The sequence below is a fragment of the Pseudonocardia sp. GCM10023141 genome, assembly GCF_042653605.1.
Map to the genome: position 1 here is coordinate 23,376 of NZ_JBHSIR010000071.1, position 24,281 is coordinate 47,656.

At 71.5% G+C, this 24,281-nt stretch carries 25 protein-coding genes and 2 pseudogenes; 18 read left to right on the plus strand and 9 right to left on the minus strand.

Annotated elements, in window-relative coordinates:
* Positions 1-388 precede the first annotated feature (388 nt).
* Positions 389-1,213: an aminotransferase class IV gene (locus ACFPFQ_RS41420; RefSeq protein ID WP_379628748.1), complete on the plus strand. Its 825-nt coding sequence runs from the start codon at positions 389-391 to the stop codon at positions 1,211-1,213.
* A gap of 22 nt (positions 1,214-1,235) precedes the next feature.
* On the opposite strand, the gene ACFPFQ_RS41425 is transcribed toward ACFPFQ_RS41420, so the two are convergent.
* Complete coding sequence (locus ACFPFQ_RS41425) at positions 1,236-3,884, minus strand: alpha/beta fold hydrolase (RefSeq protein WP_379628749.1); 2,649 nt, start codon at positions 3,882-3,884, stop codon at positions 1,236-1,238.
* 1,198 nt (positions 3,885-5,082) lie between these two features.
* Between ACFPFQ_RS41425 and ACFPFQ_RS41430 the strand changes: the two genes are divergently transcribed.
* Positions 5,083-6,660: an ArnT family glycosyltransferase gene (locus tag ACFPFQ_RS41430; RefSeq protein WP_379628750.1), complete on the plus strand. Its 1,578-nt coding sequence runs from the start codon at positions 5,083-5,085 to the stop codon at positions 6,658-6,660.
* 250 nt (positions 6,661-6,910) lie between these two features.
* Here the strand turns inward: ACFPFQ_RS41430 and ACFPFQ_RS41435 are convergent, their stop codons facing one another.
* Positions 6,911-7,165 carry a hypothetical protein gene (locus tag ACFPFQ_RS41435; RefSeq protein ID WP_379628751.1) on the minus strand — a complete coding sequence of 85 codons (255 nt, stop codon included), beginning with the start codon at positions 7,163-7,165 and terminating at the stop codon, positions 6,911-6,913.
* A gap of 238 nt (positions 7,166-7,403) precedes the next feature.
* Here ACFPFQ_RS41435 and ACFPFQ_RS41440 point away from each other — a divergent pair, with 238 nt between their 5' ends.
* Both ACFPFQ_RS41440 and ACFPFQ_RS41445 read left to right on the plus strand, forming a co-directional pair.
* Positions 7,404-7,658 (plus strand): DUF397 domain-containing protein, encoded by a 255-nt coding sequence (locus tag ACFPFQ_RS41440; RefSeq protein WP_379628752.1) that lies wholly within the window; start codon positions 7,404-7,406, stop codon positions 7,656-7,658.
* 81 nt (positions 7,659-7,739) lie between these two features.
* Positions 7,740-8,627, plus strand: coding sequence for a helix-turn-helix domain-containing protein (locus tag ACFPFQ_RS41445; protein WP_379628753.1), 888 nt, complete (start codon positions 7,740-7,742; stop codon positions 8,625-8,627).
* 10 nt (positions 8,628-8,637) lie between these two features.
* Here the strand turns inward: ACFPFQ_RS41445 and ACFPFQ_RS41450 are convergent, their stop codons facing one another.
* Positions 8,638-9,513, minus strand: coding sequence for an SAM-dependent methyltransferase (locus ACFPFQ_RS41450; protein ID WP_379628754.1), 876 nt, complete (start codon positions 9,511-9,513; stop codon positions 8,638-8,640).
* A 65-nt stretch (positions 9,514-9,578) separates the two neighbouring features.
* Positions 9,579-10,631, minus strand: a complete 1,053-nt coding sequence (locus ACFPFQ_RS41455) for a hypothetical protein (protein WP_379628755.1) — start codon at positions 10,629-10,631, stop codon at positions 9,579-9,581.
* Between the two features lie 205 nt (positions 10,632-10,836).
* Between ACFPFQ_RS41455 and ACFPFQ_RS41460 the strand changes: the two genes are divergently transcribed.
* From ACFPFQ_RS41460 to ACFPFQ_RS41480, 5 genes are read left to right on the plus strand one after another with little or no spacing between them, the layout of a single operon-like run.
* A complete protein-coding gene (locus ACFPFQ_RS41460) occupies positions 10,837-11,517 on the plus strand; it encodes an energy-coupling factor ABC transporter permease (protein WP_379628756.1) in 681 nt (226 codons plus the stop codon).
* Positions 11,514-11,876, plus strand: coding sequence for a PDGLE domain-containing protein (locus ACFPFQ_RS41465; protein WP_379628757.1), 363 nt, complete (start codon positions 11,514-11,516; stop codon positions 11,874-11,876). Before ACFPFQ_RS41460 ends, ACFPFQ_RS41465 begins: the two co-directional genes overlap by 4 nt.
* A complete protein-coding gene (gene cbiQ / locus ACFPFQ_RS41470) occupies positions 11,877-12,641 on the plus strand; it encodes a cobalt ECF transporter T component CbiQ (RefSeq protein WP_379628758.1) in 765 nt (254 codons plus the stop codon).
* A 23-nt stretch (positions 12,642-12,664) separates the two neighbouring features.
* The gene (locus ACFPFQ_RS41475) at positions 12,665-13,420 is read left to right on the plus strand and encodes an energy-coupling factor ABC transporter ATP-binding protein (RefSeq protein ID WP_379628800.1); all 756 of its coding nucleotides are present in this window, start codon (positions 12,665-12,667) and stop codon (positions 13,418-13,420) included.
* A gap of 20 nt (positions 13,421-13,440) precedes the next feature.
* Complete coding sequence (locus ACFPFQ_RS41480; protein WP_379628759.1) at positions 13,441-13,587, plus strand: DNA alkylation repair protein; 147 nt, start codon at positions 13,441-13,443, stop codon at positions 13,585-13,587.
* A gap of 100 nt (positions 13,588-13,687) precedes the next feature.
* On the opposite strand, the gene ACFPFQ_RS41485 is transcribed toward ACFPFQ_RS41480, so the two are convergent.
* The 3 genes and pseudogenes from ACFPFQ_RS41485 to ACFPFQ_RS41495 form a co-directional block, all read right to left on the minus strand.
* The gene (locus ACFPFQ_RS41485; RefSeq protein ID WP_379628760.1) at positions 13,688-14,581 is read right to left on the minus strand and encodes a hypothetical protein; all 894 of its coding nucleotides are present in this window, start codon (positions 14,579-14,581) and stop codon (positions 13,688-13,690) included.
* A 7-nt stretch (positions 14,582-14,588) separates the two neighbouring features.
* Complete coding sequence (locus tag ACFPFQ_RS41490) at positions 14,589-15,218, minus strand: 3-hydroxyacyl-CoA dehydrogenase NAD-binding domain-containing protein (RefSeq protein WP_379628761.1); 630 nt, start codon at positions 15,216-15,218, stop codon at positions 14,589-14,591.
* A 179-nt stretch (positions 15,219-15,397) separates the two neighbouring features.
* A pseudogene (locus tag ACFPFQ_RS41495) lies at positions 15,398-15,550 on the minus strand (hypothetical protein); the annotation flags it as partial.
* A gap of 50 nt (positions 15,551-15,600) precedes the next feature.
* On the opposite strand from ACFPFQ_RS41495, the gene ACFPFQ_RS41500 reads away from it, so the two are divergent.
* From ACFPFQ_RS41500 to ACFPFQ_RS41520, 5 genes are all read left to right on the plus strand, one after another.
* Positions 15,601-16,047 (plus strand): hypothetical protein, encoded by a 447-nt coding sequence (locus tag ACFPFQ_RS41500; RefSeq protein WP_379628762.1) that lies wholly within the window; start codon positions 15,601-15,603, stop codon positions 16,045-16,047.
* Positions 15,953-17,050: an alpha/beta fold hydrolase gene (locus ACFPFQ_RS41505; protein WP_379628763.1), complete on the plus strand. Its 1,098-nt coding sequence runs from the start codon at positions 15,953-15,955 to the stop codon at positions 17,048-17,050. The genes ACFPFQ_RS41500 and ACFPFQ_RS41505 overlap by 95 nt, the downstream gene beginning before the upstream one ends.
* Positions 17,047-17,571 carry a GNAT family N-acetyltransferase gene (locus ACFPFQ_RS41510; RefSeq protein ID WP_379628764.1) on the plus strand — a complete coding sequence of 175 codons (525 nt, stop codon included), beginning with the start codon at positions 17,047-17,049 and terminating at the stop codon, positions 17,569-17,571. The genes ACFPFQ_RS41505 and ACFPFQ_RS41510 overlap by 4 nt, the downstream gene beginning before the upstream one ends.
* A 12-nt stretch (positions 17,572-17,583) precedes the next feature.
* Positions 17,584-18,351, plus strand: coding sequence for an SDR family NAD(P)-dependent oxidoreductase (locus tag ACFPFQ_RS41515; RefSeq protein ID WP_379628765.1), 768 nt, complete (start codon positions 17,584-17,586; stop codon positions 18,349-18,351).
* Positions 18,352-18,806: 455 nt separating this feature from the next.
* A complete protein-coding gene (locus tag ACFPFQ_RS41520; protein ID WP_379628766.1) occupies positions 18,807-19,271 on the plus strand; it encodes a hypothetical protein in 465 nt (154 codons plus the stop codon).
* An 84-nt stretch (positions 19,272-19,355) separates the two neighbouring features.
* Here ACFPFQ_RS41520 and ACFPFQ_RS41525 read toward each other — a convergent pair whose 3' ends face one another.
* On the minus strand, positions 19,356-19,892 hold the full coding sequence (locus ACFPFQ_RS41525) for an RBBP9/YdeN family alpha/beta hydrolase (protein ID WP_379628767.1): 537 nt from the start codon (positions 19,890-19,892) through the stop codon (positions 19,356-19,358).
* A gap of 64 nt (positions 19,893-19,956) precedes the next feature.
* Here ACFPFQ_RS41525 and ACFPFQ_RS41530 point away from each other — a divergent pair, with 64 nt between their 5' ends.
* Both ACFPFQ_RS41530 and ACFPFQ_RS41535 read left to right on the plus strand, forming a co-directional pair.
* Positions 19,957-21,642 (plus strand): CocE/NonD family hydrolase, encoded by a 1,686-nt coding sequence (locus ACFPFQ_RS41530; RefSeq protein WP_379628768.1) that lies wholly within the window; start codon positions 19,957-19,959, stop codon positions 21,640-21,642.
* A 79-nt stretch (positions 21,643-21,721) separates the two neighbouring features.
* Positions 21,722-22,726 (plus strand): RNA polymerase subunit sigma-70, encoded by a 1,005-nt coding sequence (locus ACFPFQ_RS41535; RefSeq protein ID WP_379628769.1) that lies wholly within the window; start codon positions 21,722-21,724, stop codon positions 22,724-22,726.
* Positions 22,727-22,740: 14 nt separating this feature from the next.
* On the opposite strand, the pseudogene ACFPFQ_RS41540 reads toward ACFPFQ_RS41535, so the two are convergent.
* Positions 22,741-22,872 (minus strand): annotated as a pseudogene (locus ACFPFQ_RS41540) (dihydrofolate reductase); the annotation flags it as partial.
* Positions 22,873-22,935: 63 nt separating this feature from the next.
* Here ACFPFQ_RS41540 and ACFPFQ_RS41545 point away from each other — a divergent pair.
* Both ACFPFQ_RS41545 and ACFPFQ_RS41550 read left to right on the plus strand, forming a co-directional pair.
* Positions 22,936-23,955, plus strand: a complete 1,020-nt coding sequence (locus ACFPFQ_RS41545; protein ID WP_379628770.1) for a replication initiator — start codon at positions 22,936-22,938, stop codon at positions 23,953-23,955.
* Between the two features lie 10 nt (positions 23,956-23,965).
* Positions 23,966-24,154 (plus strand): helix-turn-helix transcriptional regulator, encoded by a 189-nt coding sequence (locus ACFPFQ_RS41550; protein WP_379628771.1) that lies wholly within the window; start codon positions 23,966-23,968, stop codon positions 24,152-24,154.
* The last annotated feature ends 127 nt before the right edge of the window (positions 24,155-24,281 follow it).

Genomic DNA, 24,281 nt, shown 5'->3' on the forward strand with positions numbered 1-24,281 from the left:
GTGGTCGGAAGCCGGGTGCCGGCGGGGGGAGTCCGTCGGACGCTGCCGGTGGTCGTCGTGAGCAGGCGGGGGAGGGCAGTCGACGGCCGGACCCGCGGCCAGCTCGACATGCGTTCCTGCGGGGTGGTGACTGTTGCCGAGGTGCATCGGCGGCCACCGGGGTGCGGACGACGTCGACCGCTGTGGATCTCCCGGCAACGCTGCCGGGCAGGGGGCATCTGGGGAGAGGCGGCACACTATCGGCCGCGGCGACCCGGCCCTGCCGCGGGGGCGGCCCGACGGATCCCGGCCGGTAGGCACCCGCGAGGCCGGGACGGGTGGGGTGCCCGTGCCGTGTATAGATGTGGCGCACACATCCCTGCAGGGTCAACGCCGGTCGGAGGCACAGGTGTCGGATGAGGGCGTGTTCGTCTGGGACGGTGCACAGCTGCGACCGGCCCCGGCGGGCAGCGAGATGCTGGTGGCCGACTCCTGGCTGGTGACCGACGGTGCAGTGGGCGGGTTCGGCCACCACCGCGACCGGTTCACCGCCGCGTGCGCCGCCGCCGGGGTGCCCGCCGACCGCACCACCGCGTTCCTGGACGCCGTGCCCGCGTTGCTGCCCGTGGCGGGCCGCTGGTTCCCGCGCATCGAGTGCGGTCCCGGCGCCGGAGGAAGCGGACCGGGAGGCCCCGAGCTGCGCCTGCGGGTGCGGCAGGCGCCGCCCACCACGGCCACGCTGGTGCTCGCCCCGCATCCGGAGCCCGACCCGCGCCGAGCCCCCCGCACGAAGGGCCCGGACCTCGTCATGCTGGGCGAGGTGCGCAACCAGGCCATCGCGCTGGGTGCCGGGGAGGCGGTGCTCTGCGCCGCTGACGGCACGCTGCTCGAAGGTGCCTACAGCGCCGTGGTGTGGTGGCGAGGGGAGGAGCTCTGCCTGCCCGACCCCGAGCTGCCGGTGCTCGACAGCGTGACCCGGCGCCGGGTCGTCGAGGAGGCCGGTCGGCGCGGCGTGGCCGTGCGGTACGAGCGCGTGACCCCCGCGGCTCTGGACGGGCTCGAGACCTGGTCGCTCAGCGCGCTGCACGGCATCCGCGCCGTCTCCGGATGGCGCGGCTGCGACGTGCGCGCCGGCGCGGCCCGGCGAGCGCCGGAGTGGCGCGCGCAGCTGGGCGCTGACGTCACCATGCTGGCGCCGACCACGGTCTCCGCTCGCGGGGGCGTCGGTCGCTGACGAACCGGATGCTCGCGTGGCGTCACGCACCGTCGTCGATGGCGGCGACCACGAGCGCGGCGACTTCCGCGGCGTGGGGCTCGCGCATGAGCGAGCTGTGCTCGGCCTGGATCTCCACGATCCGGTTCGGTCCGGTCAGCAGCGGCGCCCAGGCGTGCGCACCGTCGGGGTTGTTGTCGCCCAGCACCAGCAGCACCGGTGTGGTGAGCGGGCGCAGCCGGTAGCGGCGGGCGACGAGCCCGGTGTGGTCGAAGAAGGCATCGAACTGGCGCTGGCCGGCGAACGGGACGACGCCCGCCAGCCGGGCCCGGACGCGGTCGCCGACCTGGTGCAGCTCGGGCAGGCCGTCGGGCAGCACCGACTCGAGCCGGGCGCTGATCCGGTCGGCGCCCTTGCGTAGCAATGCCGACAGCGGGGTGTCCGGCCGGGCCATCGGCGCCCGGCCGGCGGGCTGGGGTGCCGAGGACGCCTGCGGCGCGAGCCGGACGTCGGAGTGGCGCGGCTGGTAGGTGTCGAGCAGCGTGACGTGCTTGACCGTCTCGCCCGCCTGCTCGAGCTGCTGCGCGATCTCGATGGCCACCAGGCCACCGAAGGAGTGGCCGACCATCACGTACGGACCCTGCGGCTGGATCACGCGCATGAGCTGCAGCGCGCGTACCGCGGCGGCCTCGACGGTGCGGTCCGGCCGGCCGCGCTGCTCCAGGCCGTGTGCCTGGAACGCGTAGACCGGGCGGTCGCCGAGGTGCCGCGCGATGGGCAGGAAGGTCAGCGCGAGCGAGCCGCCCCCGACGAAGCAGAAGACCGGGGTGCCGCTCCCGCCGGTGCGCAGCGGCACGACGTCGGGGTGGCTGGGCAGTGACGCGGACCCGACCAGCACGCGCTGGGTGAAGCTGCGCAGGGTCGGCGCCTCGATGAGGTCGGACGAGAGCAGCGTGACGCCGAGCCGCTGGGCGACGAGCGTCAACATCTCCTCCGCGGTGAGCGAATCGCCGCCGAGCTCCATGAAGTCGTCGTCGAGCCCGACGGAGTCCAGGCCGAGCACCTCGCCCCAGAGATCCGACAGCACGATCTCCCACTGGGTGCCGGGCGGCTCGGTGAGCCGGCGCGTGTCGGCGGGCGGCAGTGACTGCCGGTCGACCTTGCCCCGCTCGTTGCGCGGCAGCGCGGTGAGCTGCACGATCGCCGAGGGCACCATGTACTCCGGCAGGCGCTCGCGCAGCCTGCGGCGGATCATTGCGGGCGAGTCGCTGCGGAAGCGGGTGTCGGCGGCGACGTAGGCCACCAGGTGGCTCGGCGCGGGCGGCTGCACGACGGCGATGACCGCGGCCTCGCTGACGGACTCGGAGTCCAGCAGCGCGGCCTCGACCTCGCTGGGGTCCACGAGGTATCCGCGGATCTTGACAGCGGCGTCGGTGCGTCCGGCGAAGGTCAGCACGCCGTCCTCGACGCGGCCCATGTCGCCGGGCCTGCAGAGCCGCAGACCGTCGTCGTCGCGGCCGAACTTGGTGGCCTCGGCCTCGGGGTTGCGCCAGTAGCCGCTCGCCATGAAGTGCGACGCGACGACGAGCTCGCCGACGTCACCGGGGCTGACGGGCGTGCCGTCCTCCCGCAGCACCCGCAGCTCCTTGTTGGGGGCCAGCCGCCCGGCCGCGACGGCACCGTCCTGGGTGGGGGCACCGTGGGGGATCTCGTGGAAGGACAGGTTGCCGACCTCCGACGAGCCCGTCCAGTTGAAGAACGAGGCGCCGGGCCGCAGGTGCGGGCGCAGCCCCTCGTAGTCGCGACCGTGAACGGCCTCGCCGACGGTGGCCACGAGCCGCACGGTGGGCAGGACCTGGTCGGCGGCCAGCGCGCCGGTCAACGAGCGCAGCAGGTGGGGGGTGCAGTGCAGCGTGGTGAGCCGCTCTCCGGTGATCCAGGGCTCCAGGCCGCGGACGCCGTGGTCGCGGGGGTCGTAGCACCAGATGCCGGCCCCGTTGAGCAGGCCCATCATCATCATCGTGAACCCGGCCGCGAACGACAGCGGCAGCACCTGCGTCAGGCGGTCCGTCGGGCCGATGCCGAAGCACTCCGCGCCGGCGTAGGAGTCGTTGAGCGTGTAGCCGTGGGTGGTGATGACACCCTTGGGCACGCCCGTGGAGCCGGACGTGAAGACGATGGTCAGTGGGTCCTCGAGCCGGGCGGCCGGTACCTCGGCGAGCCGGGCCGCGTCGGCGGCGTCGGGCGCGCCGGAGCGCAGCTCCTCGAGCCGCAGGACGGTGCCGATGCCCAGCCGGGCCGCCAGCTCGGCGTGGTTGGCGTCGGTGACGCACGTGGTGGCGCCTGCCAGCTCGACGATCTGGCGCAGGCGCTCGGCGGGCAGGTGCGCGTCGAGCGCGACGAGGATGCGCCCGGCCTTCATCACCGACCACAGCCCCGTGACGCCGTCGGCGTCGTGGTCGAGCACGGTGATCACCGGGGTGCCGTCGTCGGCCGCAGCGGCGAGCAGCCGGGCGGCGACGGTGTCGGACGTGGCGTCCACCTGGGCAAACGTGTAGCTCTTGCCCTGTGAGCTCAGCGCCGGGCTGCTGCCGAGCGACTCTGCAACCAGCCGCCAGCGCTCGATGACGGAGTGCACGTCACCGGGAACGGTGAGCTGCGGCAACCCCAAGGTGGTCGTGGCGATCGTCATGCTCTGGGTCCCCCAGATTCTGGATCAGCAATACCGCGATTGTTACGTTCCTGCTACGTGCGGCCGGAGCGGGACTCGTAAACACGCGGTTGTTCGGCGGGTTGGCAACAATGCGCCTCCGTCGGGGGAGCGGGCCGCGGTGCTGCCGTTGTCAAGGTAAAGCTTCGTGCCAAAGCGTGGTGCTCGTGCGAAAGCATATCCATCGCCATTGGCAGCCCCTGCGTTGGGTTGGTAGCTGCCTCCGGCGGGGGAGGTGGGACAGGCGTGCACGTTCTCGGGCGATGCAGAACCGTGCAGAACCGTAAGGGTCGTATGCGCCTATCGAAGATCGGACTCGCCTCGTTACACCGAGTCCGCGAACCCGTGCGCGCAGTGATCATTACGCCCGATTAAGTGGCAATAAGCGGATTGTCGAACACTGGTTGTCACGGTTTCGCGACATAGTGTCACCGATCGTGACGGGCGCTGGCGGTGGCCCGCGGGGACGGTGCTCACGATCTTCACTCCTGCCCCACCCGACCCGAACGGGACGAATCTCGCCGCTCGCGGTGCGGTGACCCTGCATCCTCAGCGTGCCCTCAGCGGATCGCCTTTAGGGTGGTCCTCCGGACCCGGTCGCGCGCCTGGGGGGCGACCGATCGGTGAATCTCGCCGCACCATGTGGCGACGCTCGAAACATGTTTGGGGGCTCTGTGCGCGCATGCATCTGTCGCGAGCGCCGGCGTTCTCCACGGCTTTCCGCGGCCGCCCGCCCGGTGCCGGCCGGTATCCGGGCGGCACCCGCGGCGATCTCCTTGCGTGGAGAACTACCAGGCCGCCGGGACGGGGTCGGTTCCATGATGGACCGTTATGGGCGCGGTCTCGCGAGCGATGTTTCCGGCGCCGCATCGAGTGGCCAGGAAAGGGAAATCAACGACCTCGGCGGTGCTTTCCGGGTGGTGCTCGGCGGAAACATCGCCCGTCGCGGTGATCATTGCACCTGTCGCTCGATGTCCGACCCTGCCTGGTACTGCCCTCGGCCGCCGCGGCGCGCTGCATCCGGTGCAGTGCCTTCGCGCCGCGCCGCAAACGACGCCGGCTCCCGTTCCCGTACCGGCCGTGGTGGCCGTGATCGTCATTGCGGTGCTGCGGGCATCGTTGCGACTCCGGCTCCGAACAGGTGCCACCCATTCCCGCTGTCGAAACCGGAGCATCCCTGATGTCAGGTCCCGAGGACCGCTCGATCCGCACCGCGGAGGCGGCCCGCGAAACGCGCGACGATCAATTGCCGATGCTGCGCAGCGATGTGCTGGGGCGCTGGACACTGGGTGTGATCGGATTCGTCGTCGCAGCCTCGGTGGTGCGCGCTGTCGTCCCGATGAACTACCTCGGTGGAATTTGGCGCCCGGCCGACACGGCCACGATTGCCCACAATTTCTTCATCAACGGGATGCAGCTGTTCTACCCGCAGATCAACTGGGGCGGCGCGGGGCCGGGGTACGTCGAGGCCGAGCTGCAGCTGCTGCCGTGGGTGTCGGCGGCGCTGTTCCACGTCTTCGGGGAGCATGCATGGGTCGGCCGGCTGGTGTCGCTCGGCTTCATGCTCGTGGGCACCGCGGCCTTCTGGGGCCTGGCCAGGCGGCTGCTGCCGGGCCGGGCCGCCCACTGGGCGCTGATCGCGTTCGTCGTCTCGCCCGCGTTCATGACCTGGGGCAACGCGTTCATGCCGGACGCCACGGTGCTCGCGTTCTACCTGCTGACGCTGCTGGCCTTCCAGCGCTGGATCGCGGAGGACCGCCCGATCTGGCTGGTGGCGACGGCCGCGGGCGCGGCGATGGCGGCGCTGGCCAAGCCCACGTCGCTGCACATCGGGCTGATCCTGCTGATCTGGCTGCTGGTGTCCGCCCGCAGCAGGCTGCGCAGGCCGTCGCTCTACGTCGCCGCGGTCGCCGCGCTGATCCCACCGGCGCTGTGGCTGTGGCAGGCGCACGAGCTCTACGTCCACTACGGCAACACGTTCGGCGTGATCTCCGGCGGCGACAGCAAGTTCGGCAGCCTCACCTACTGGCTGTCGGCCCAGTTCTACATCGGCAACCTCAGCATCGAGGCCACCTACATCTTCGGCGTGGTCGGCGTGCCGCTGGCAGCGCTCGGAGCGTGGCGGGCCTGGCGGTTGCGGGCCCCCGTGTACCTCGTGGCGGCCGTGCCCTCGCTGGTGTTCTTCTACTTCGCGGTGGCCCGCTACAGCGAAGGCCTGGGTGTCCAGTACCACATCTTCTCCCTGCCGGTCGCCGCCGTGCTGACCGGCCTCGGGCTCGATGCGGTGGCGCAGTGGCTGCGCCCGCGTCTCCCCGTGGCCGGGCGGGCCGCGCTGGGGGCGGCCGTCGTCGCCGCGCTGTTCGTCCAGAGCGCCGTCATCGTCGTGCAGTCGTTCGACGACCAGAGCGGTGTCTACGGGGTGTGTGCCGCCGACCTCGACCAGGTGTCCGCGCCGAGCGACCTCGTGGTGGTCAGCACGACGAGCCTGACCGTCGACCGGGGCACGGCCAACAACTTCCAGGAACCGACGATCTTCTACCTCGCCGACCGGCGAGGGTGGAGCCTCGCCGCCGACCAGCACCAGCCCTCGTTCCTGGCCGACTACGCCCGGCAGGGGGCCAAGTACTTCGTGGTCTACGACCCGACGCTGGTGCCTGCCGGTGGCGAGCTCGCGCAGTGGCTCGCCGGCAACGCCAAGCACCTGCGGACGGCGGCGACCGACGGGTGCGACGTCTGGTCGCTGAGCGGGCGGCACTGACCGGACCCGCGCCCCGGTCCGCCCGCTTTGCAGCATGGTGGCCATCCAAGCGTCAGATCGCAGGATGGCCACCATGCTGCGATCCGGCGGACGGGCGGAGCGTGACCGCGCCAACGCAGTGGCCACCGCGCCGATGTCGAGACGTTGGCGTGGTGGCTGGGTGGTCGGCGCCGTCGCGCGGGTGGTGACGTGGGCGCAGCGCCCCGGGCCCGGCGGTGCGCCGGGCGGGTGTGTCAGCGGGCAGCGAGTGTCAGCGGCGCAGCAGGCGCTGGGAGAGCCCGCGCGGCTGGTGATCACGCCGTTCGCTGTAGGCCTCGACGCAGTGCGGGCACGGCTTGCCGTCGGGCTCGACCATCGGGGCCGGCGTGACCATGTGTCCGCAGACGGCGCGGTAATAGCCGCCGCCGCGTGAGGAACTGCCGGCGAGTTCGGCGTCGAACACGGCGTGGGCCCGGCCGTCGTTGAGACAGGTGACGGAGACGGTGGTGCCGTCGGGCTCGGGCACGCATGCGGGCGCGCCGATATCGCGATGGGCGACCCTCGAATCCGCAGGTTCTGGTACCAGCATCCCGCCCCGACCTGTGCCCATCACCACGCTCCCCCCGGCTGCTCACCATCTTGCCGATCTCGGCTTGCATACGCAACCTCGTCTGCAACATCATCTGCAAGAACGTTCGCAAGCACATCCGCAATCGCGAGGTGAGGTTGCATCTCACGCGCGTCAGATCGGTCGGAGACCCGACATGAGCAGAACCGACGGGCGGCGACCCGCCGACCTGAGCGTCAAAGCCGAGGCTCTCGGGCCCGTGGCGTGGCGCAAGAGCACCGCGAGCAACCCGAACGGGGACTGCGTGGAGCTGGCCGGGCTGAGCGAGGGGGAGGTGGCGATGCGCAACTCCCGCGACCCGCGCGGGCCGGCGCTCATCTACACCCGTGCCGAGATCTCCGCGTTCATCCGCGGCGCCAAGGACGGGGAGTTCGACGACCTGATCGCCTGAGGCAGCGCGAGCCGGTTCCGCTGTCGGCCGGCAGGGCTATGCTCGTCGTGGCCAGTACACGTCCGTCGTGGGGGATGAACTGTGACACCAGTGCCGCCGAACTCGGGGCGAGGGCAGGCCAATGCGGGGCCCACGGTCACGCGGATCGTGCTGGGCACCCAGCTGCGGCGGCTGCGGGAAGCGGCCGGCATCACCCCGCAGGCCGCCGGCACGGCCATCCGCGCGTCACACGCGAAGATCAGCCGGCTGGAGCTGGGCCGCGTCGGTTTCAAGGAACGCGACATCGAGGACCTGCTGACGCTCTACGGCGTCACCGACGAGCAGGAGCGCGCAGGCTACCTCGGCCTCATCGAGCGGGCCAACGCCCGCGGGTGGTGGCAGCAGGACGGCGACCTGCTGCCGGGCTGGTTCGAGATGTACCTGCGCCTCGAGCAGGAGGCCAGCTTCATCCGCACCTTCCAGGTCCAGTTCGTGCCCGGCCTGCTGCAGTGCGAGGAGTACGCGCGCAACGTCATCCGGGCCGGTCACGGCACCGAGTCGGCCTACGAGGTCGATCGGCGGGTGCAGCTGCGGATGGCGCGCCAGAAGATGCTCACCGAGCCGGGCGCGCCGCAGATGTGGGCTGTCGTCGACGAGGCGGCGCTGAGCAGGCCCTTCGGCTCCCCGCACGTGATGCGGGCGCAGTTCGAGCACCTGCTCGAGATGACGGCGCTGCCCAACGTCACGCTGCAGGTGCTGCCGTTCCGGGTGGGCAGCCACGCCGCGGCGGGCGGGCCGTTCACGATCCTGCGCTTCGCCGAGCCCGACCTGCCCGACATCGTCTACCTCGAGCAGCTCAACAGCGCCGTCTACCTCGACAAGCGCTCCGACATCGAGGATTACCTCGGCGTCATGGAGCAGGTCAGCGTCCAGGCCGACACGCCGGTGCGCACGAAGGCCTACCTGCGCACCCTGCTCGCCAAGGCGTAGCGGCGGAGGTTCAGCTGGGCTTGCGTGCCACCCCGGCGGCGTAGAGCGTGTGGGTGGGGCTGTCGGTGGGCGTGAGGTCGTCGGGGTGCCAGTCGTTGGCGTACACCAGGCCCGGCTCCACGAGCTCCAGTCCCTCGAAGAACCGCTGCTGCTCCGACCACGTGCGGAAGCGCCCGGTGCCGAGGCCGCCCTCGAGGAACGCCCGTTCCAGCGCCTTCGCGCGCGGCTCGTCGTCGTCGAGGAAGTTGCTCATCAGGATGTACGAGCCGGGGGTGAGCCTGCTCTTGATCGCCTCGGCCGCGGCGTAGGCCTCCGCGTCGGTGAAGTGGTGCAGGATGCTGGCGGCGATCACCGCGAACGGCTTGTCGAAGTCGATGAGCGCGTGCGTGGCCGGGTTGTCGAAGATCGCCGCGGCGTCGCGGACGTCCGCGGTGATCACGGTGGTGGTGGTCTCGTTGCCCAGCAGTGCCCGGCCGTGGGCCAGCACGATCGGATCGATGTCCACGTAGACCACGTGGACGTCCGGGTCGATCTCGTGCGCCACCTCGTGCACGTTGCCGACGGTGGGCAGGCCCGAGCCGAGGTCGATGATCTGCGTGATGCCCGACTCCACCAGGAACCGCACGGCGCGCCGCAGGTGGTTGCGGTTGTCCTTGGCGAGCTGGCTCGTCTCCGGCACGGCCTTGAACAGCGCCTCGCTGACCCTGCGGTCGATCTCGAAGTGCTCCTTGCCGCCGAGCACGTAGTCGTAGACGCGAGCGATCGACGGGACGTTGAGGTTGATCTCCGGCGGCACCGCGGTGCCGTCCAGTCCGTCCTCGGCCTGCTGCTCGTCCGCCACGTGCTCCCCCTCGACCGCTCGGTGCCCGGGGACGATCCCGCGCACCCTTCCGTGCTCCCGTCGAGCCTAGCCGGGCCTGCCGGGGGCCCTGCGGGGAGCCACGCGGCGGTTCAGGACCCGATGGGGGACACGGGTCCGAGCAGTGCCCAGCTGCGGTCGTCGCCCCAGATCGAGGCGGTGTCCACAAAGGGCCGCAGCAGTGCGGTCAGTACCGGATCGCCCCTCCCGTTGAGCTCGTCGGACGCGGCCTTGCGGACGGCGCCGGCCAGCACGTCGGCGATCTGCAGCCGGGGATCCGCCTGCGAGGCGACCAGGCGCAGGCCCGCCAGCCGGCCATGGGGCACGTAGCCCAGCAGGCCGGGCGCCGGATCGGTGAACAGCCCCGCCAGCTGCGCGATGCGCTGCTCCGACAGGGTCGTCTGGCGATCGTGGACGATCGACACCGGGGTGATGCCCTGTCCCCATGCCTCCACTGCGGAGACGAGTGCCGGGATCAGGGGGTCGAGCGCGGACAGGGCGACCGGCTCGTCGACGAGCGATTCGCGGAAGGCGTCGGCGTGGCGCCGCGTCCCCTGCAGCAGTGCCAGCACCTCGTCGACGGCGCTCGGCGGATCGGTCGAGCGCAGGATCTCGACCATCCGGAAGAACGAGTCGACCGACGTGCGCATCCCGCGCCGGTTCCGCAGGCGCATGAGGTTGTTGGACGCCAACAGGAAGGCCTCCCACGGTTCGCGGGCGAACACGCGACGGCCCTCCCGGTAGAGGGTGAGCGTCATCGAGCGGGCGTGCGGGCTCTGCCGCAACCCGATCCACGCGGAGCCGCCGGGACCGTCCAGGAGGAGGTCGACGACCTTGCCGACCACCAGGAAGGCCTTGTCGGCGAGGTAGACGCGGGTGTGCCCGGCGAGCGGCCCGCCGGCCCCGAGCATCCACTCGAGCGCGGCCCGGTTCTTCTCGCGCAGGATGTGGTTGGCCTTGTAGAGCTGCGCAGGCGTCGGGGCGCGGCGCCGGATCTCCTGCATGCACCGGGTGGCGGTCGGGAGGTCGAACCCGACGCTCGCATGGGCGAAGACGTCGGTGGTGGCGCCGATGAGCTTCTCGCCCTCGGAACCGGACTCGTCGCAGGCGATCTCGATCGCGGGCCCCCGGTCGCGATCACCCATGCGCCGACCCTACGGCTGTGCCGCGCCGGATGCCTGCGGTTATGGGCACGGCGGGGTACCCGTGCGACGGCGAGGGGTGAACCTGTCCGGTCGGACGGTTGTGGTGCAAGTAATTGCACATTCGTTGCGATTGCCCCAGCTGGGCGTCTAGCGTGGCGAAGCCCGGTTCGAGTGCCCCAGTGGGAGGTTCCGCGTGGTTGTCGCCATGCACATGAGCGACGGGTTGGTGAACATCCCGACGGCTGCGATCTTCGGTGCGATCGCGGTGATCGGGCTCGCTGTCGCGATCTCCCGCGCCCGCGCGGACCTCGACGACCGCACCGCACCCATGGCCGGGCTGGTGACGGCGTTCGTCTTCGCCGTTCAGATGATCAACTTCCCGATCCTGCCGGGCGCCAGCGGACACCTGCTGGGCGGCGCGCTGGTCGCGATCCTCGTCGGTCCGTGGGTCGGGTCGCTCTGCATCGCGATCGTGCTCGTCGTCCAGGCGCTGCTGTTCGCCGACGGCGGGCTCACCACCCTCGGCGCGAACATCACGAACATGGCGCTGATCAGCGTCTTCGCCGGTTACGGGGTGGCGCTGGCGCTGCGCGGGCTCGCGCGCCGCAGCCGTGGCGGCCTGGCGGTCACGGCCTTCGTCTCGGCGTTGCTCGGCACCGTCTGCGCGTCGCTCGGCTTCGTGGTCGAGTACCTGGTCGGCGGTGCGGCGGGAGCCTCGCTGGGCACGGTGTTCACGTTGATGGTCGGCCTGCACGCGCTGATCGGCATCGGTGAGGGGCTCATCACCGCAGCCACCGTCGGCGCGGTCGCGGCGATCCGGCCCGATCTCGTCTACTTCCTGCGCGGCACCGCCGCCCCGCTCGAGCTGAGGGGGAGTGCGGCGTGAACGCACCCGTCACCCAACGCCGGACGGCCGGGTTCTTCCTCGGCTTCCTGGTGATCGCGCTGCTCATCGCGGGTGGCCTCTCCTACTTCGCGAGCTCCGACCCCGATGGGCTCGACAGCGTCACGCTGCACGGCTGCCAGGTCTCCGAGGTCGACGGCCAGGAGCAGCTCGCCGGATCGTGCCTCGCGCAGAACGCCCGCGACAGCGCGACGGCAGGCAGCCCGCTCGCCGACTACGCCGTCGGCGGCGGTGGGGGCACCACCGGTCTGGCCGGCGTGATCGGTGTCGTCGTCTCGCTCGTGGTCGCAGGCGGCCTGTTCTGGGTGCTGCGCCGCCGCGCGCCCAGTAGCGAGGAGTAGGTGGGCGCGGGGCACGCCCACCCGCTCTACCTGCCGGGCACGTCGGCGGTGCACTGCCTGCCCGCCGAGGTCAAGATCGTGGCCGCGTTCCTCGGCGTGGTCTGCGTCGTGGCCACGCCGCGGGAGGCCTTCCCCGTGTTCGGCGGCTACCTGCTGCTGCTCGTCGCGGTGTGGGTCGCGGCCGGCATCCCGGTGGGCTGGATCGCCCGGCGCTCGCTGATCGAGGCGCCGTTCGTGGTGCTGGCCGTGCTGCTGCCGTTCACCGGTGGCGAGCCGCGCATCGAACTGCTCGGGATGTCGCTGTCGGAACCCGGGCTGCTGGGCGCGTGGAACATCCTGATCAAGGGCACGCTCGGCGTGCTGACGTCGCTGACACTCGCCGGCACCACCCCGCTGCGCGAGCTGCTGCTGGGCCTGCAGCGGCTGCGCGCTCCGGCGCTGGTCATGACGATCGCCACGCTGATGCTGCGCTACATCGACGTGATCGCGGGCGAGGCCAGGCGGATGCGCGTCGCGCGGATCTCCCGCGGGCACGACCCGCGGTTCCTCTGGCAGGCCGGGGCCACCGCCCGCGGGGTCGGCGCCCTGTTCGTCCGCTCGTACGAGCGCGGAGAGCGGGTGCACCTCGCGATGCTGGCGCGGGGCTGGACCGGTGTGATGCCGCAACTGGACGACACGGCCGTCACCTGGCGGCACTGGGCACGGGGCCTGGCGCCGGTGGCCGCGGCCGTCGCGCTCGCCGCCACGGGGTGGGTGATCGCGTGAGTCCGGCGCGGCCGCAGGGCAGTATCGCCACCGTGCCCGTCCCCGATGCGCCACCGTCGCTCGACGTCGCAGGCCTCGCGTTCGCCTACCCGGACGGGCACCAGGCCCTCTACGGCGTGGACCTGCGGATCGCCCGCGGTGAGCGGGTGGCGCTGCTGGGCCCCAACGGTGCCGGCAAGACCACGCTGGTGCTGCACCTCAACGGCATCCTGACGGCCGGGCGCGGCTCGGTGGCCGTCGGCGGGCTGCCGGTGGGCCGGGCGAACCTGCGGGAGATCCGCCGCCGGGTCGGCATCGTCTTCCAGGACACCGACGACCAGCTGTTCATGCCCAGCGTGGGCGAGGACGTCGCGTTCGGCCCGGCCAACTTCGGGCTCTCGGGCGCCGAGCTGGCGGCCCGCGTCGACGCGGCGCTGCAGACGGTGGGCATGGCCGAGCACCGCGACCGGTCCCCGCTGCACCTGTCCGGCGGCCAGCGCAGGCGGGTCGCGCTGGCCACGGTGCTGGCCTGCGAGCCGGAGATACTCGTGCTCGACGAGCCGTCGTCCAACCTCGACCCGGTGGCCCGCCGCGAGCTGGCCGAGGTGCTGCTGGGGCTCGGCACGACGATGCTCATGGTCACCCACGACCTGCCCTACGCGCTGCAGCTGTGCCCGCGCAGCGTCGTCATCGACGACGGGGTGGTGGTGGCCGACGGGCCGACGCGCGAGCTGCTCGCCGACACCGAGCTGCTGCGCCGCCACCGCCTCGAGCTGCCCTTCGGTTTCACACTGACCTGATCCACAAGGCCACCGGCGGCGTGCTGCGGGCCGCGGGAGACAAGGACCCGCCGCGGCTGCTGGACTTCCTCGACGAGCACGCGGCGACGATGCCGCGCACCATGCTGCGTTACGCGATCGAGCACCTGGAGCCGGCCCGGCGCGCCCACTACCGCAGCCTCTCGTGAGGGTGGGCCGAGCGCCGAGCGTCCGGTTGCAGGAAAGCCACTTTCCTGCAACGACGTTGCGGGAAAGTGGCTTTCCTGCAATGTGAGGGCCTGGCGCGCCCTACAACGCCGCCAGCCCCGTGATCGCCTCCGGCAGCCGCACCAGCACCCGGGGTAGCGCACCGGCCTCCGGTCCCTCGGGCAGCGGCACCACCCAGATGTGCCCACCGAGGTCGGAGACGTAGGCCCGGCCGGCCGCGGGGTCCACGGCCAGCCCGATCGCCTCGGCGAAGCCGCCGCCGAGGATCTGCGGCTCGGCCCCGCGCCCCGCGGGCGCGGGCAGCGGCGCCCGGTTGAGGGTGTTGCCGGCGGGCGGGGCCCCGCGGTCGGTCCAGTACAACCAGCCGACGTCGAGGTGCAGGTCGATCGGCTCGGGCAGCCCGTCCCAGAGCACCTCGACGTCCGACCTGGTCGCAGCGGTCTCTCCGGCGGGGACCTCCAGTCCCACCCGGAGGATCCGGCCCTGCCCGCCCTTGCTCGGCCCCTTCTGGGACCAGTACAGGTGCCCGGCCGCCCGATCCACCGCGACGCCGACGCATTCGGCCAGCTCGCCTGCGCCGGTGTTCACCACGAGATCGGCGAGGCCGCTGCCGTCGATGTGGGCCCTGCTGACCCGGCGGCCCTCCCGGTCACCCCAGTACAGGACACCCGTGTCGTCGCAGGTCAGCTGCTTGCCGGTGGTGATCGTGCCCGGGGCGACGACGTCGCGGCGCCCCGTGCCGTCCAGACCGATCGCGTGCACGCCACCGTCGCGGCGGTGATACAGCCGGTTGGCCTCGCCCTCGCCGACGACCTCCGGCACACCCATCGTCGTCCAGTAGACGATGCCGTCGTGCACGACGACCCCGTCCGGGATCGGACCGGCGTCGTCGAGGAAGGTCTCCACCTCCCCGTCGGGCAGGCTCACCCGCAGCATCCGCCCCGATCGGACGGCCAGCGCCAGCAACGCGTCCACGACAGCTCTACTCCTGCTCGTCCAGCGCGGTCACCACGGCACGGGTCTTGCGATCCCGCTGCTCGGTGCGCCGCCGGTAGCTCTCGTCGCCGATGCCGTAGACCTGCTCGACACGGTCGATCACCGGCCCGTTCGCCGCGGGGTCGGGGCTGCCGATGTCGAAGCTCATCTGCGAGCCGACGTGCTCGAGCAGGTGCCGGATGCCGGCGGGCCCGCCGCCGAGGTGCCTGCTCTCGAACGGCCCGATCGTGGCCCAGCGCAGCCCGAGCGAGGCCGTCACCAGCTCGTCGAGGTCCTCCGGCTCGATGACGCCCTGCTGGACCAGGTACATGGCCTGGTCGTTGAACACCTTCTGCAGCCGGTTGCCGACGAACCCGGGGATCTCCTTCTTCAGTGTGATCGGGAGCTTGCCCAGGCCCCGATACACCGCCACGGCCCGACCGACGGCCGCGCGGGAGGTGGCCGCCCCCGGCACGACCTCGACCAGCGGCATCAGCTCCGGCGGGTTGAACGGGTGGCCGATGAGGATCCGGTCGGCAGCCGCGTTGCCCTCCGCGATGACCGAGGGCAGCAGCGACGACGAGGACGACGCCAGCACGACGTCGTCGCGGGTGTGCGCAGCGAGGGTCGCGAACATCTGGTGCTTGATGTCGAGACGTCCGGTCCCGCCTCCTGCACGTGATCCGTGCCGTCGGCCGAGGCCGCGAGATCGGGCTCCGCCCGCACCTGCACGCCTGCCGGTGATCCGGTGACGATCTCCGCGACGATCCCGGCCAGGTCCGGTCGCGGATCGCTCACCCGCACCTCCCAGCCGGCCCGGGCGAACAGCCGCGCCCACGACACCCCGATCACTCCCGCACCGACGATCGTCACCACCGCCACGGTGGCCTCCCTTCGTCCGTCCCGGCTTCCCGATCTTGCCCGGCCGGCCACTCCGGAGCGAGCCGGACATAGCGCCGGGCCCGACACCCGTGGATACGATGGGCCCGGATCCGACAGGGCGCAGGGAAGGGGTGGGCATGGCCGACCGGTCGCTGTTGCGCCAGATCTACGACGGTGCCGAGCGCCGCATCACCCCGCCCATCGAGGAGTTCGTCCGCACCGGCACCTATGCCGACCTCACCGCCACGTTGGGACAGGTGCAGGGGGCCGTGACGGGCGGGATCCGGGGCGCGACCACCTGGTTCTGGCACCTGGTGAACCTGCCGGCGGGCACCGACGTCCAGGGCCTGCGACGCCAGATCGGTGCGCTCGACCGGGAGGTGCGGCGCCTGACGTTGCAGCTGGAGCTGCAGGAAGCCCAGATCAGGACGCAGGCAGAGCCGCCGGCACCCGCGCCGGTCGAGAACCCGGTCGCGAAGGTGGACGAGGATGCCGACCCCCAGGATTTCGGCACTGCCCAGCCCGTCCGGCGTGCTCGACCGCGTGCGCCGCGAGGTGGAGCGCAACACCCTCCGCGCGCGTAACGGCATCAAGCTCGTCTCCGGTCTCTCCCCGGCCAACGTCGGGCAGTCGCCGAAGGACGTGGTGTGGGAGCACGGCCGCACCACGCTCTACCACTACCGCGGCGACGACGTGCGGATCTCCCCGCCGTTGCTGCTGGTGTTCAGTCTGATCAGCCGCAGCTACGTGCTCGACCTGAGCCCCGGCAACAGCTTCGTCGAGCACCTGAAGCAGGCCGGGTTCGACGTCTACCTGCTCGACTGGGGCGAGCCCGACGAGCGCGACGCGGCCAACCGGCTCGAGGACTACACCGACGACTACCTCCCGGCCGCCATCGAACGGGTCCGCAACCTCAGCGGCGCCGACACGATCAGCCTGCTCGGGTACTGCTTCGGCGGCGTGCTCACCCTGCTCCACGCCGCACACCACCCGTCCAGCCCGATCCGCAGCCACACCGTGATGGCCACCCCGGTGGACTTCTCGCAGGTCGGGCCCATGACCAACATCATGTCCAGCGGGTTGGACGTGGCGAACCTCGTCGGGCCGGACGGCAACATCGCGCCGAGCGTGATGCTGCAGAGCTTCCGCAGCCTCACCCCGACCGCGGAGATCACCACGTACGTGAACCTGCTCGAGAAGCTCTGGAACGACGACTACGTGGCCGCCCACCAGGCGATGAGCACCTGGGGCAACGACCACGTCCCGTTCCCGGGCACGGTCGCGCGGCAGGTGGCCGACATGCTCGTTCGCGACAACGGGATGATGACCGACCGGCTGACGCTCGGCGGCGACCGCGTGCACCTGGCCGACGTCACCACGCCGTTCCTCGCGGTGCTCGCCACCCGCGACCACATCATCCCGGAAGCGGCCGCGGAACCGGTCGTCGAGCTGGTCGGCTCCACCGACAAGCACCTGCTCCGCCTCAACGGCGGGCACATCGGACTGGTGGTCGGCAAGACCGCCGCCCGCACCACGATCCCCACCGTCATCGAGTTCCTGCAGCGCCAGAGCGAGGTGTCCCGATGATCACGGCGATGACGGCGGGCGAGGTCGACGCGGTGGTCGCGTTCTTCCGGTCCGTACCGGAGGGCGACCTGACCTTCGTCAAGGAGGACGTCGACCGCGCGTCGATCGCGGGCTGGGTCGACCGGCCCGGGCAGCGGTGGCTATCGCTCGACGACGGCGGCGCGGTCACCGGGTTCGCGGCGGTGCTGCCGTTCACCGGATGGTCCGACCACGTCGGTGACGTGCGGCTGATCGTGGCACCGCTTCAGCGGGGCACCGGGGTGGGCACGGCGCTGGCCCGGCACGCGCTGACCGAGGCGGTGCGGTCCGGTCTGAAGAAGCTCGTGGTGGAGCTGCCCGCCGACCAGGTGCACACGATCGAGATGTTCTCCCGCCTCGGCTTCACCGGAGAGGCCCTGCTGCGTGACCACATCCGGGACCGCGCAGGGCAGCTGCGCGATCTCGTCATGCTGGCCCACCTGGTGGACGACGGCTGGGCGAACCTGACCACCGTCGGCATCGCCGACGAGCCCGCGAACTGAGGAGACTGACCTGTGACGGTTCTGGACCTGTTCCGCATCGACGGCCGGGTGGCGGTCGTGACCGGCGCCTCGAGCGGCCTCGGGGTGGCGTTCGCCAAGGCGCTGGCCGAGGCCGGTGCCGACGTCGCGCTCGGGGCCCGTCGCGAGGACCGGCTGGCTGACACCCGCAAGCTGGTGGAGGCCACCGGCCGCCGCGCGCTCGCCGTGCGCACCGACGTCACGAAGCCGGAGGACTGCCAGGCATTGGTCGACGCGGCCATGGCGGAGTTCGGCCGTGTCGACATCCTGGTCAACAACGCCGGGGTGGGCACGGTCGTGCCGGCGACCCGGGAGACGCCCGAGCAGTTCCGCTCGGTGATCGAGCTCAACCTCAACGCCTGCTACTGGATGGCGCAGGCCTGCGCGAAGGTGATGCAGCCGGGCAGCTCCATCATCAACATCGCCAGCGTGCTCGGCCTCACCAGCGGCGCGCTGCCGCAGGCGGCCTACTCCGCGAGCAAGGCCGGTCTGATCGGGCTGACGCGAGACCTCGCGCAGCAGTGGACCGGTCGGAAGGGGATCCGGGTCAACGCGATCGCCCCGGGGTTCTTCGCCTCGGAGATGACCGACCAGTTCGAGGACGACTACATCGCCCAGAAGATCCTCCCGCGGCTCTACGTGCAGCGGCTCGGCAACAGCGAGGAGCTGGCCGCGGCGCTGCTCTTCCTGGCCAGCGACGCGGGCGGCTACGTCACCGGCCAGACGATCCCGGTGGAGGGCGGCATGCTGATCGGCTCCTGATCGGCTCCGGAACGCTGCCGCACCCGCCAGCGCCTACGCGAGCCCGGCCGCAGGCCCGGCTTCCGCCCGGGCGGTGTGCTCCTCGATGAACCGGCCGACCTGCTCGATCGCCGACACCGCCTCGGGGAGGACGACCAGAAGACGTGGAAGTCGTGCGTGGCCACCGGGAAGATCGTGATCCGGGCATCCACGCCGGCGGCGCGAGCGCGTTCCACGAGGACCTGGGCCTCCTGCAGCACCGAGTCGCCCGATGCGGCGTGCACGAGCGGGGGCGGCAGTACTCCCGTCCGGTCGGTCGGGGTCGGCGGCGCGGATCGACGTCGTCAGCGCCGTGCAGAGCCTCGGGGCGGTGCTGGGCTTCGGCTACGCGCTCAAGACGATCGTGAACGACGGTCCGGGCGCGACGGTGTGGATCGAGCTGGCCGCCGGGGCCGCACTGGCGTACGCCGCAGATCGTGATGATGATCGGCGCGTCCAACCTGGGACCGTGGCTGCACCGCAGGCTGGCGGCCGCCACGGTGGTGACGGCGATGCTGGTGGTGATGGCGGCGGGCTTCGCGCTGTACGCGACGGCACCGGCGTCGTGGGCGGGCCGCCCGATGATCGCCGCGGGTGCTGCGCTGGCCGCGTTCGGCATCGGGGCGGCGTACCCGCTGCTCATGGACGCCGTCATCCGGACGTCGCCGCCCGAGCGCGCCGGAGCCGGTGCGGCGCTGGCCCAGCTGAGCAACGAGCTCGGCATCGCCCTCGGCTTCACAGTGCTGGGGTCGCTGGGCACGCTGGTCTACCGCGGCGTGCTGGGCGCGACCGGTTCGCCGGCGTCGGTGAGCGTGGTGGCCGGGTCGACGAGGCCACCGCGCACGGTGACGGGCCGCTCCTGCAGGCGGTGCGCGCCGCGTTCACCGGCTCCTTCAACGTGATCGGTGTGGTCGGCGTCGGCGTCGTGTTGATCGTGCTGTGGACGGTCGGCAGGAGCCGGACCACGGTGTGAGGAGGGCCGCGGATCAGTCGATGAGGCGGTTGACGAGGTCGAACGTGGGGTAGGGCTGGTCGTGGTCGCCGAAGTGGCCTTCGTCGCGGACGATCTGGGTGCCGCCGAGGCGGTCGAACAGGGCGCGGCCCTGCTGGTCGTCGCAGCCGTAGGGGTCGTTGCGGGAGTTGATGAAGTAGATGTCCCGGACATGCGCGCGGATCGCGGCCCAGTCGTACTCGTCCTGCAGCACGGGTTCGTCGTCGGTGTTGGGCTTGGTGCCGTAGCCGGCGACGAGGATGGCCTGATCGACCGCCGTGTCGATGTGCTGGAGGATCGCGAGCAGCGCGGCGGCCCCGCCGGAGTGGCCGACCAGCACGGTGTTCTCGTCGAAGGTGTGGTTGGCCAGCACCTTCGGCAGGAAGGTCGCGATCGGTTCGGCGTTGAGGGTGGGGTAGTGCGGCGCCTCGACGGTGTAGCCGCGCTCGGTCAACTGCTCGCGGAGCCAGGGCAGCCACACGACGTCGGGGTTGGCGCCGGTTCCGTGGAAGATGATCGCCTTGCGGTTCATGCGGCCCACCTTTCCAGGCAGGGTCCGGTTGCACAGGATTCGGCCTGTGGTCGAAGGTGGCGTCGTGCACGGACTGGCTGTCGACACCAACGTCGCGATGACCACCCGCGACGGTGTCACGTTGCGGGCCGATCTCTACCGCCCCGCGTGGCCCGATCCGTACCCGGCCCTGCTGCTGCGCACGCCGTACGACCGCACCGACCCGACGCTCGTGTCGGCGATCGTCGCCGACCCCGTCCGGCTGGCGAGGCAGGGCTACGCCGTGGTCGTGCAGGACGTGCGGGGCCGGTTCGGCTCCGGCGGCGACATGGCGTTCTTCCACCAGGAACAGGCCGACGGCTACGACGCCGTCGAGTGGGCGGCCACCCAGCCGTGGTGCGACGGCCGCGTCGGGATCTACGGCTCGTCCTACCACGGGATGTCCGCCTACCAGGCCGTCGCGGCCCAACCGCCGCACCTGCGGGCCGCCGTCGCGATGGTCGGGGCCACCGACCTCGCTGCGACGACGCATCCGGGTGGGCTGTTCGAGCTGGGCTTCCTGACCCTCTACGGGCTCGGCCACTGCGTGGCGGCGGTGGCCCGGCTCGACGTCCCGGACGAGGCGAAGGCCGAGCTGCTGGGCCGCATCGGGGCGGCCTTCGCCGACCCGCTCGCCACGGTCTCCACGCTCCCGCTCGACGACGTGCCGGTGCTCGGCGAGTTCGACTTCTGGCGCGACTGGCTCGACGGCGCGGCCGGGCCACCGACGCTGCGAGCGCGTCCCGATCTCGTCGAGGTGCCGTTGTTGCAGGTCGTCGCGATGCGCGACTTCATGGCGCCGACCATGCTGGAGCTGGCCGCGACGCTGCGCGGTCCGCACCGCACGGTGCTCGGGCCGTGGGCGCACGGCGGCACCTACACCGGGCACGTCGGGTCGCGGGTCCACCAGGGCGCCACCGGCGGTGTCGGCACCTGGGGCCCGCTGATCGCAGCCTGGTTCGACCGGCACGTCCGGGGCCGCAGCGAGATCGAGCCGGGCCCGGCGACGCGCCGGCTGCTCGGCGAGCCCGACGGCGCTCCCGTCGCCTGCTACGTGACGGGTGAGGACCGGTGGACCGAGCAGCCGTCGTGGCCGCCACCGGGCGAAACGCTCGCCCTGTACCTGGCCGGCGACGCCGTCCTGGCCACCGCGTTGCCGCCCGACGACGAGCCGCTGACCTACCGCAGCGACCCCCGCGACCCCTTCCCGACCTGCGGCGGAGCTTCCAGCGGCGCGGCGCTGGGCCCGGACGGGGTGCAGGACCGACGAGGGGTCGAGTCCCGAGCCGACCTGTTGGTCTACACCTCGGCGCCGCTGTCGGAGCCGTTGCGGGTAGCCGGGCCGGTCGCGCTCGTGGTGCACCTGGCGTCCACCGCCGTCGACGTCGACGTGTGCGCCACGCTCGTGGACGTCGAGCCCGACGGGTTCGCCGTGGGCATCAGCGAGGGCGCGCAGCGGGCGCGCCACCGCGCGGGCACCGGCGACGCGTTCCTCGAACCCGACACGATCACCGAGATCACCGTGCGCTGCCACGACACCGCGCACACCTTCCACGCCGGTCACCGGGTGCGTGTCGAGGTGGCGGGCGCCAACTTCCCGCGCCTGTCCCGCAACCTCCACACCCGCACCGTCCCCGAGCACGGCCTGCTCGCCGAGGCGCTGGTCGCCGAGCAGGTGGTGCATCACGGCGCCGCATACCCGTCGCGGTTGGAGCTGCTCCGGATCGGCTGATCCCGGCGGTGCGATCAGAAATCCGCCGCCACGTCGTCAGTACTGGTAGCCCCTCGCACCGGTGGAAGGATTGACGACCATGACCGACGCCAGACTCCAGGGCGGCGATGAGGCCACGTTCATCGCGGCGGCCCGCACGGACGACACCGCGCTGTTCGCGCTCCTGACCGAGCGCCATCGGCGTGCGTTGCAGGTGCACTGCTACCGGATGCTCGCGAACTACGACGACGCCCAGGACCTGACGCAGGAGACGTTCCTGCGAGCGTGGAACAAGCGGGAGTCCTTCGATGGCCGCGCTGCATTGCGGACCTGGCTGTACCGGATCGCGACGAACGCCTGCCTCGACTTCCTGGAGAAGCGCAACCATCGCACGCCCCTGCCCGCCGAGCTGCCGGGCGCCGGCTCGGAGGTGCGGTACCTGCAGCCCTACCCGGACCGCATGCTTCCCGACGACCCGTACGAGTCGGCGGTGGCGCGGGAGACGATCGAGTTGGCGTTCATCGTCGCCGTCCAGCACCTGCCGCCGCGCCAGCGGGCGGCGCTGATCCTGCGTGACGTACTGGGCTGGCCGGCAGCGACGGCCGCCGACGCGCTCGAACTCAGCGTCGCCTCCGTGACCAGCGCCCTGCAGCGGGCACGCGTGACGATGCGCGAGCAGTTGCCCGACCGTCGACTCGACTGGCGCACCCCCGCCACGCACGACCTGTCGGACGACGAACGTGCCACGGTGAAGGCGTGGGTGGACGCCCACGAGCGCAACGACCTCGACGGGCTACTGGCCCTCATGCGCGAGGACCTGCGCTTCGCGATGCCTCCGGACCCCGGCGTCTGGGTCACTGCAAGGTCCGCGTTGGACGCCTGGGTCTCGGGCGGGTTCGGCGGGCCCGGATACGACGACTGGCGGTGCATCGTCACGACCGTCAACCGCATGCCGGCGGTCGTGGAGTACCTGCGTACCCCCGACCACCCCGAGTACCTGCTGTTCGCCATCGATGTCCTGCACATCGTCGACGGGAAGGTCGCCGAGGTCACCGGATTCCTCGCCGCCGACAAGCCATGGCTGGGCCTGCCACCGACGCTGTGATCAGGCGGTCGTGCTCATCGCCTCGTCTCGTACCGGGTGAGGACCACGCCGCTCGGAAACGTCCGCGTCTCCAGCAGGTTCAGGTTCACCCAGCCGTCCAGCGCGGTGAAGAACGGCGTACCACCGCCGCCCAGTACCGGATGAGTGCGGACACCTCGGGTCGCTCCCGGGCTCCTCGCGTCGCCCCAGATCGTCCCCGGTGGGGCGACGTGATATTTGATCTTGAAGCTTCTTTCGCCAGGCGCTGCGATAGACACCCTGCCCGTGATGACTGGCGCGGAGGTGCCCCGGTGCGGGTCTACGGTGCGGCCACATTTCTCTCCCTGCCTGATGCCGTTGTGGACGTCGCCCGCGAGTTCGGCCAGAAGCGCGGCGCCCCGCACTTCCACGCCGCGATCCGCGGTTCCATCTCCCGCGCCGAGCTGCGCGCGATCGCCGCCGCGACGTATCACCAGGTGTGGTGGCCTGCGCATGACCACCAGCTCTACAGCGGCACGCGGATGCCGCGGTGGGACGACCGCACGAAAGGCTTCGTCGACCCCGAGACCCGCGAACCGCTGCCGACCTGGGATGAGGCCACCGACCCCGACACGCTGTTGATGCCCGCGCACACGGTGATGTTCGGGGCCCAGGTGCACGTGAAAGGCATCCTCGGCGGCACCGAAGAAGCCGGACGGCACGTCGGGTACCTCACCAAGTACCTGACCAAGAGCGTCGGGCAAGCCGCCGGGCTCACCGACGACGCCACCAGTCGGCAGCGTGAGCATGCCCGCCGGCTCACCGCCGAACTCGCCATCACCCCGTGCTCACCGACGTGTGGGGTGTGGCTGCTCTACGGGATCCAGCCCAAGGGTGCGCGACTGTCCACGACACCGGGGCAGTGCAAGGGCAAGGCGCACAAGCCCGAGCACCTCGGCATCGCCGGACGCCGGGTGTTGGTGTCGCGGAAGTGGTCGAACAAGACCCTCGACGACCACCGCGCGGAGCGGGCGGCGTTCGTTCGGCAACTGCTCGACAAGGCCGGAGTCCGTCCCGGCTATGCCGTCGATGACGGCCCGTTCGAGTGGGAACGCACCCAAGCCGGAGATCCCGACGTCCCCACTCGGCCCGTGCTGCTCCTGCACGCCATCTCGGAACGACAGCGCTGGAAGGCCGACTACGAGGCAGCCGTGGCGCAGGTGGACGAACAACCGGAACGGGATTCGGCAACTGACGATCAAGCAGCGTGAGGGGAGAGCCATGCAGGTGAAGCCGAGGTTGTGGACCGTTCAGGACGTCGCCGAGTACCTGGGGGTGCCGGTCCGGACGCTCTACGAGTGGCGAGGGAAGGGCTACGGGCCACAGGCGCGGAAAGTCGGGAAGTACCTGCGCTACGACGCCGCCCTGGTGCAGCGCTGGTTCGACGAGCTGTCCGACGGTGCGGCGTAGGAGACGGCGATGGGACGTCCACCGCTATCGGTCGGTACCTACGGGAAGATCACGATCTATCAGCTCGGGCCTGCGACCTTCAGGGCTCGGGCACGATACCGGGACTACGACGGTGTGACGCGTCCAG

Coding starts and splice junctions, on each gene's coding strand:
- ACFPFQ_RS41425 (WP_379628749.1), bottom strand. CDS start 3,884: ATGACGATCGCCACGACCACCTTGGGGTTGCCGCAGCTCACCGTTCCC.
- ACFPFQ_RS41430 (WP_379628750.1), top strand. CDS start 5,083: ATGTCAGGTCCCGAGGACCGCTCGATCCGCACCGCGGAGGCGGCCCGC.
- ACFPFQ_RS41440 (WP_379628752.1), top strand. CDS start 7,404: ATGAGCAGAACCGACGGGCGGCGACCCGCCGACCTGAGCGTCAAAGCC.
- ACFPFQ_RS41455 (WP_379628755.1), bottom strand. CDS start 10,631: ATGGGTGATCGCGACCGGGGGCCCGCGATCGAGATCGCCTGCGACGAG.
- ACFPFQ_RS41460 (WP_379628756.1), top strand. CDS start 10,837: ATGCACATGAGCGACGGGTTGGTGAACATCCCGACGGCTGCGATCTTC.
- ACFPFQ_RS41490 (WP_379628761.1), bottom strand. CDS start 15,218: ATGTTCGCGACCCTCGCTGCGCACACCCGCGACGACGTCGTGCTGGCG.
- ACFPFQ_RS41500 (WP_379628762.1), top strand. CDS start 15,601: ATGGCCGACCGGTCGCTGTTGCGCCAGATCTACGACGGTGCCGAGCGC.
- ACFPFQ_RS41505 (WP_379628763.1), top strand. CDS start 15,953: ATGCCGACCCCCAGGATTTCGGCACTGCCCAGCCCGTCCGGCGTGCTC.
- ACFPFQ_RS41510 (WP_379628764.1), top strand. CDS start 17,047: ATGATCACGGCGATGACGGCGGGCGAGGTCGACGCGGTGGTCGCGTTC.
- ACFPFQ_RS41525 (WP_379628767.1), bottom strand. CDS start 19,892: ATGAACCGCAAGGCGATCATCTTCCACGGAACCGGCGCCAACCCCGAC.
- ACFPFQ_RS41535 (WP_379628769.1), top strand. CDS start 21,722: ATGACCGACGCCAGACTCCAGGGCGGCGATGAGGCCACGTTCATCGCG.
- ACFPFQ_RS41550 (WP_379628771.1), top strand. CDS start 23,966: ATGCAGGTGAAGCCGAGGTTGTGGACCGTTCAGGACGTCGCCGAGTAC.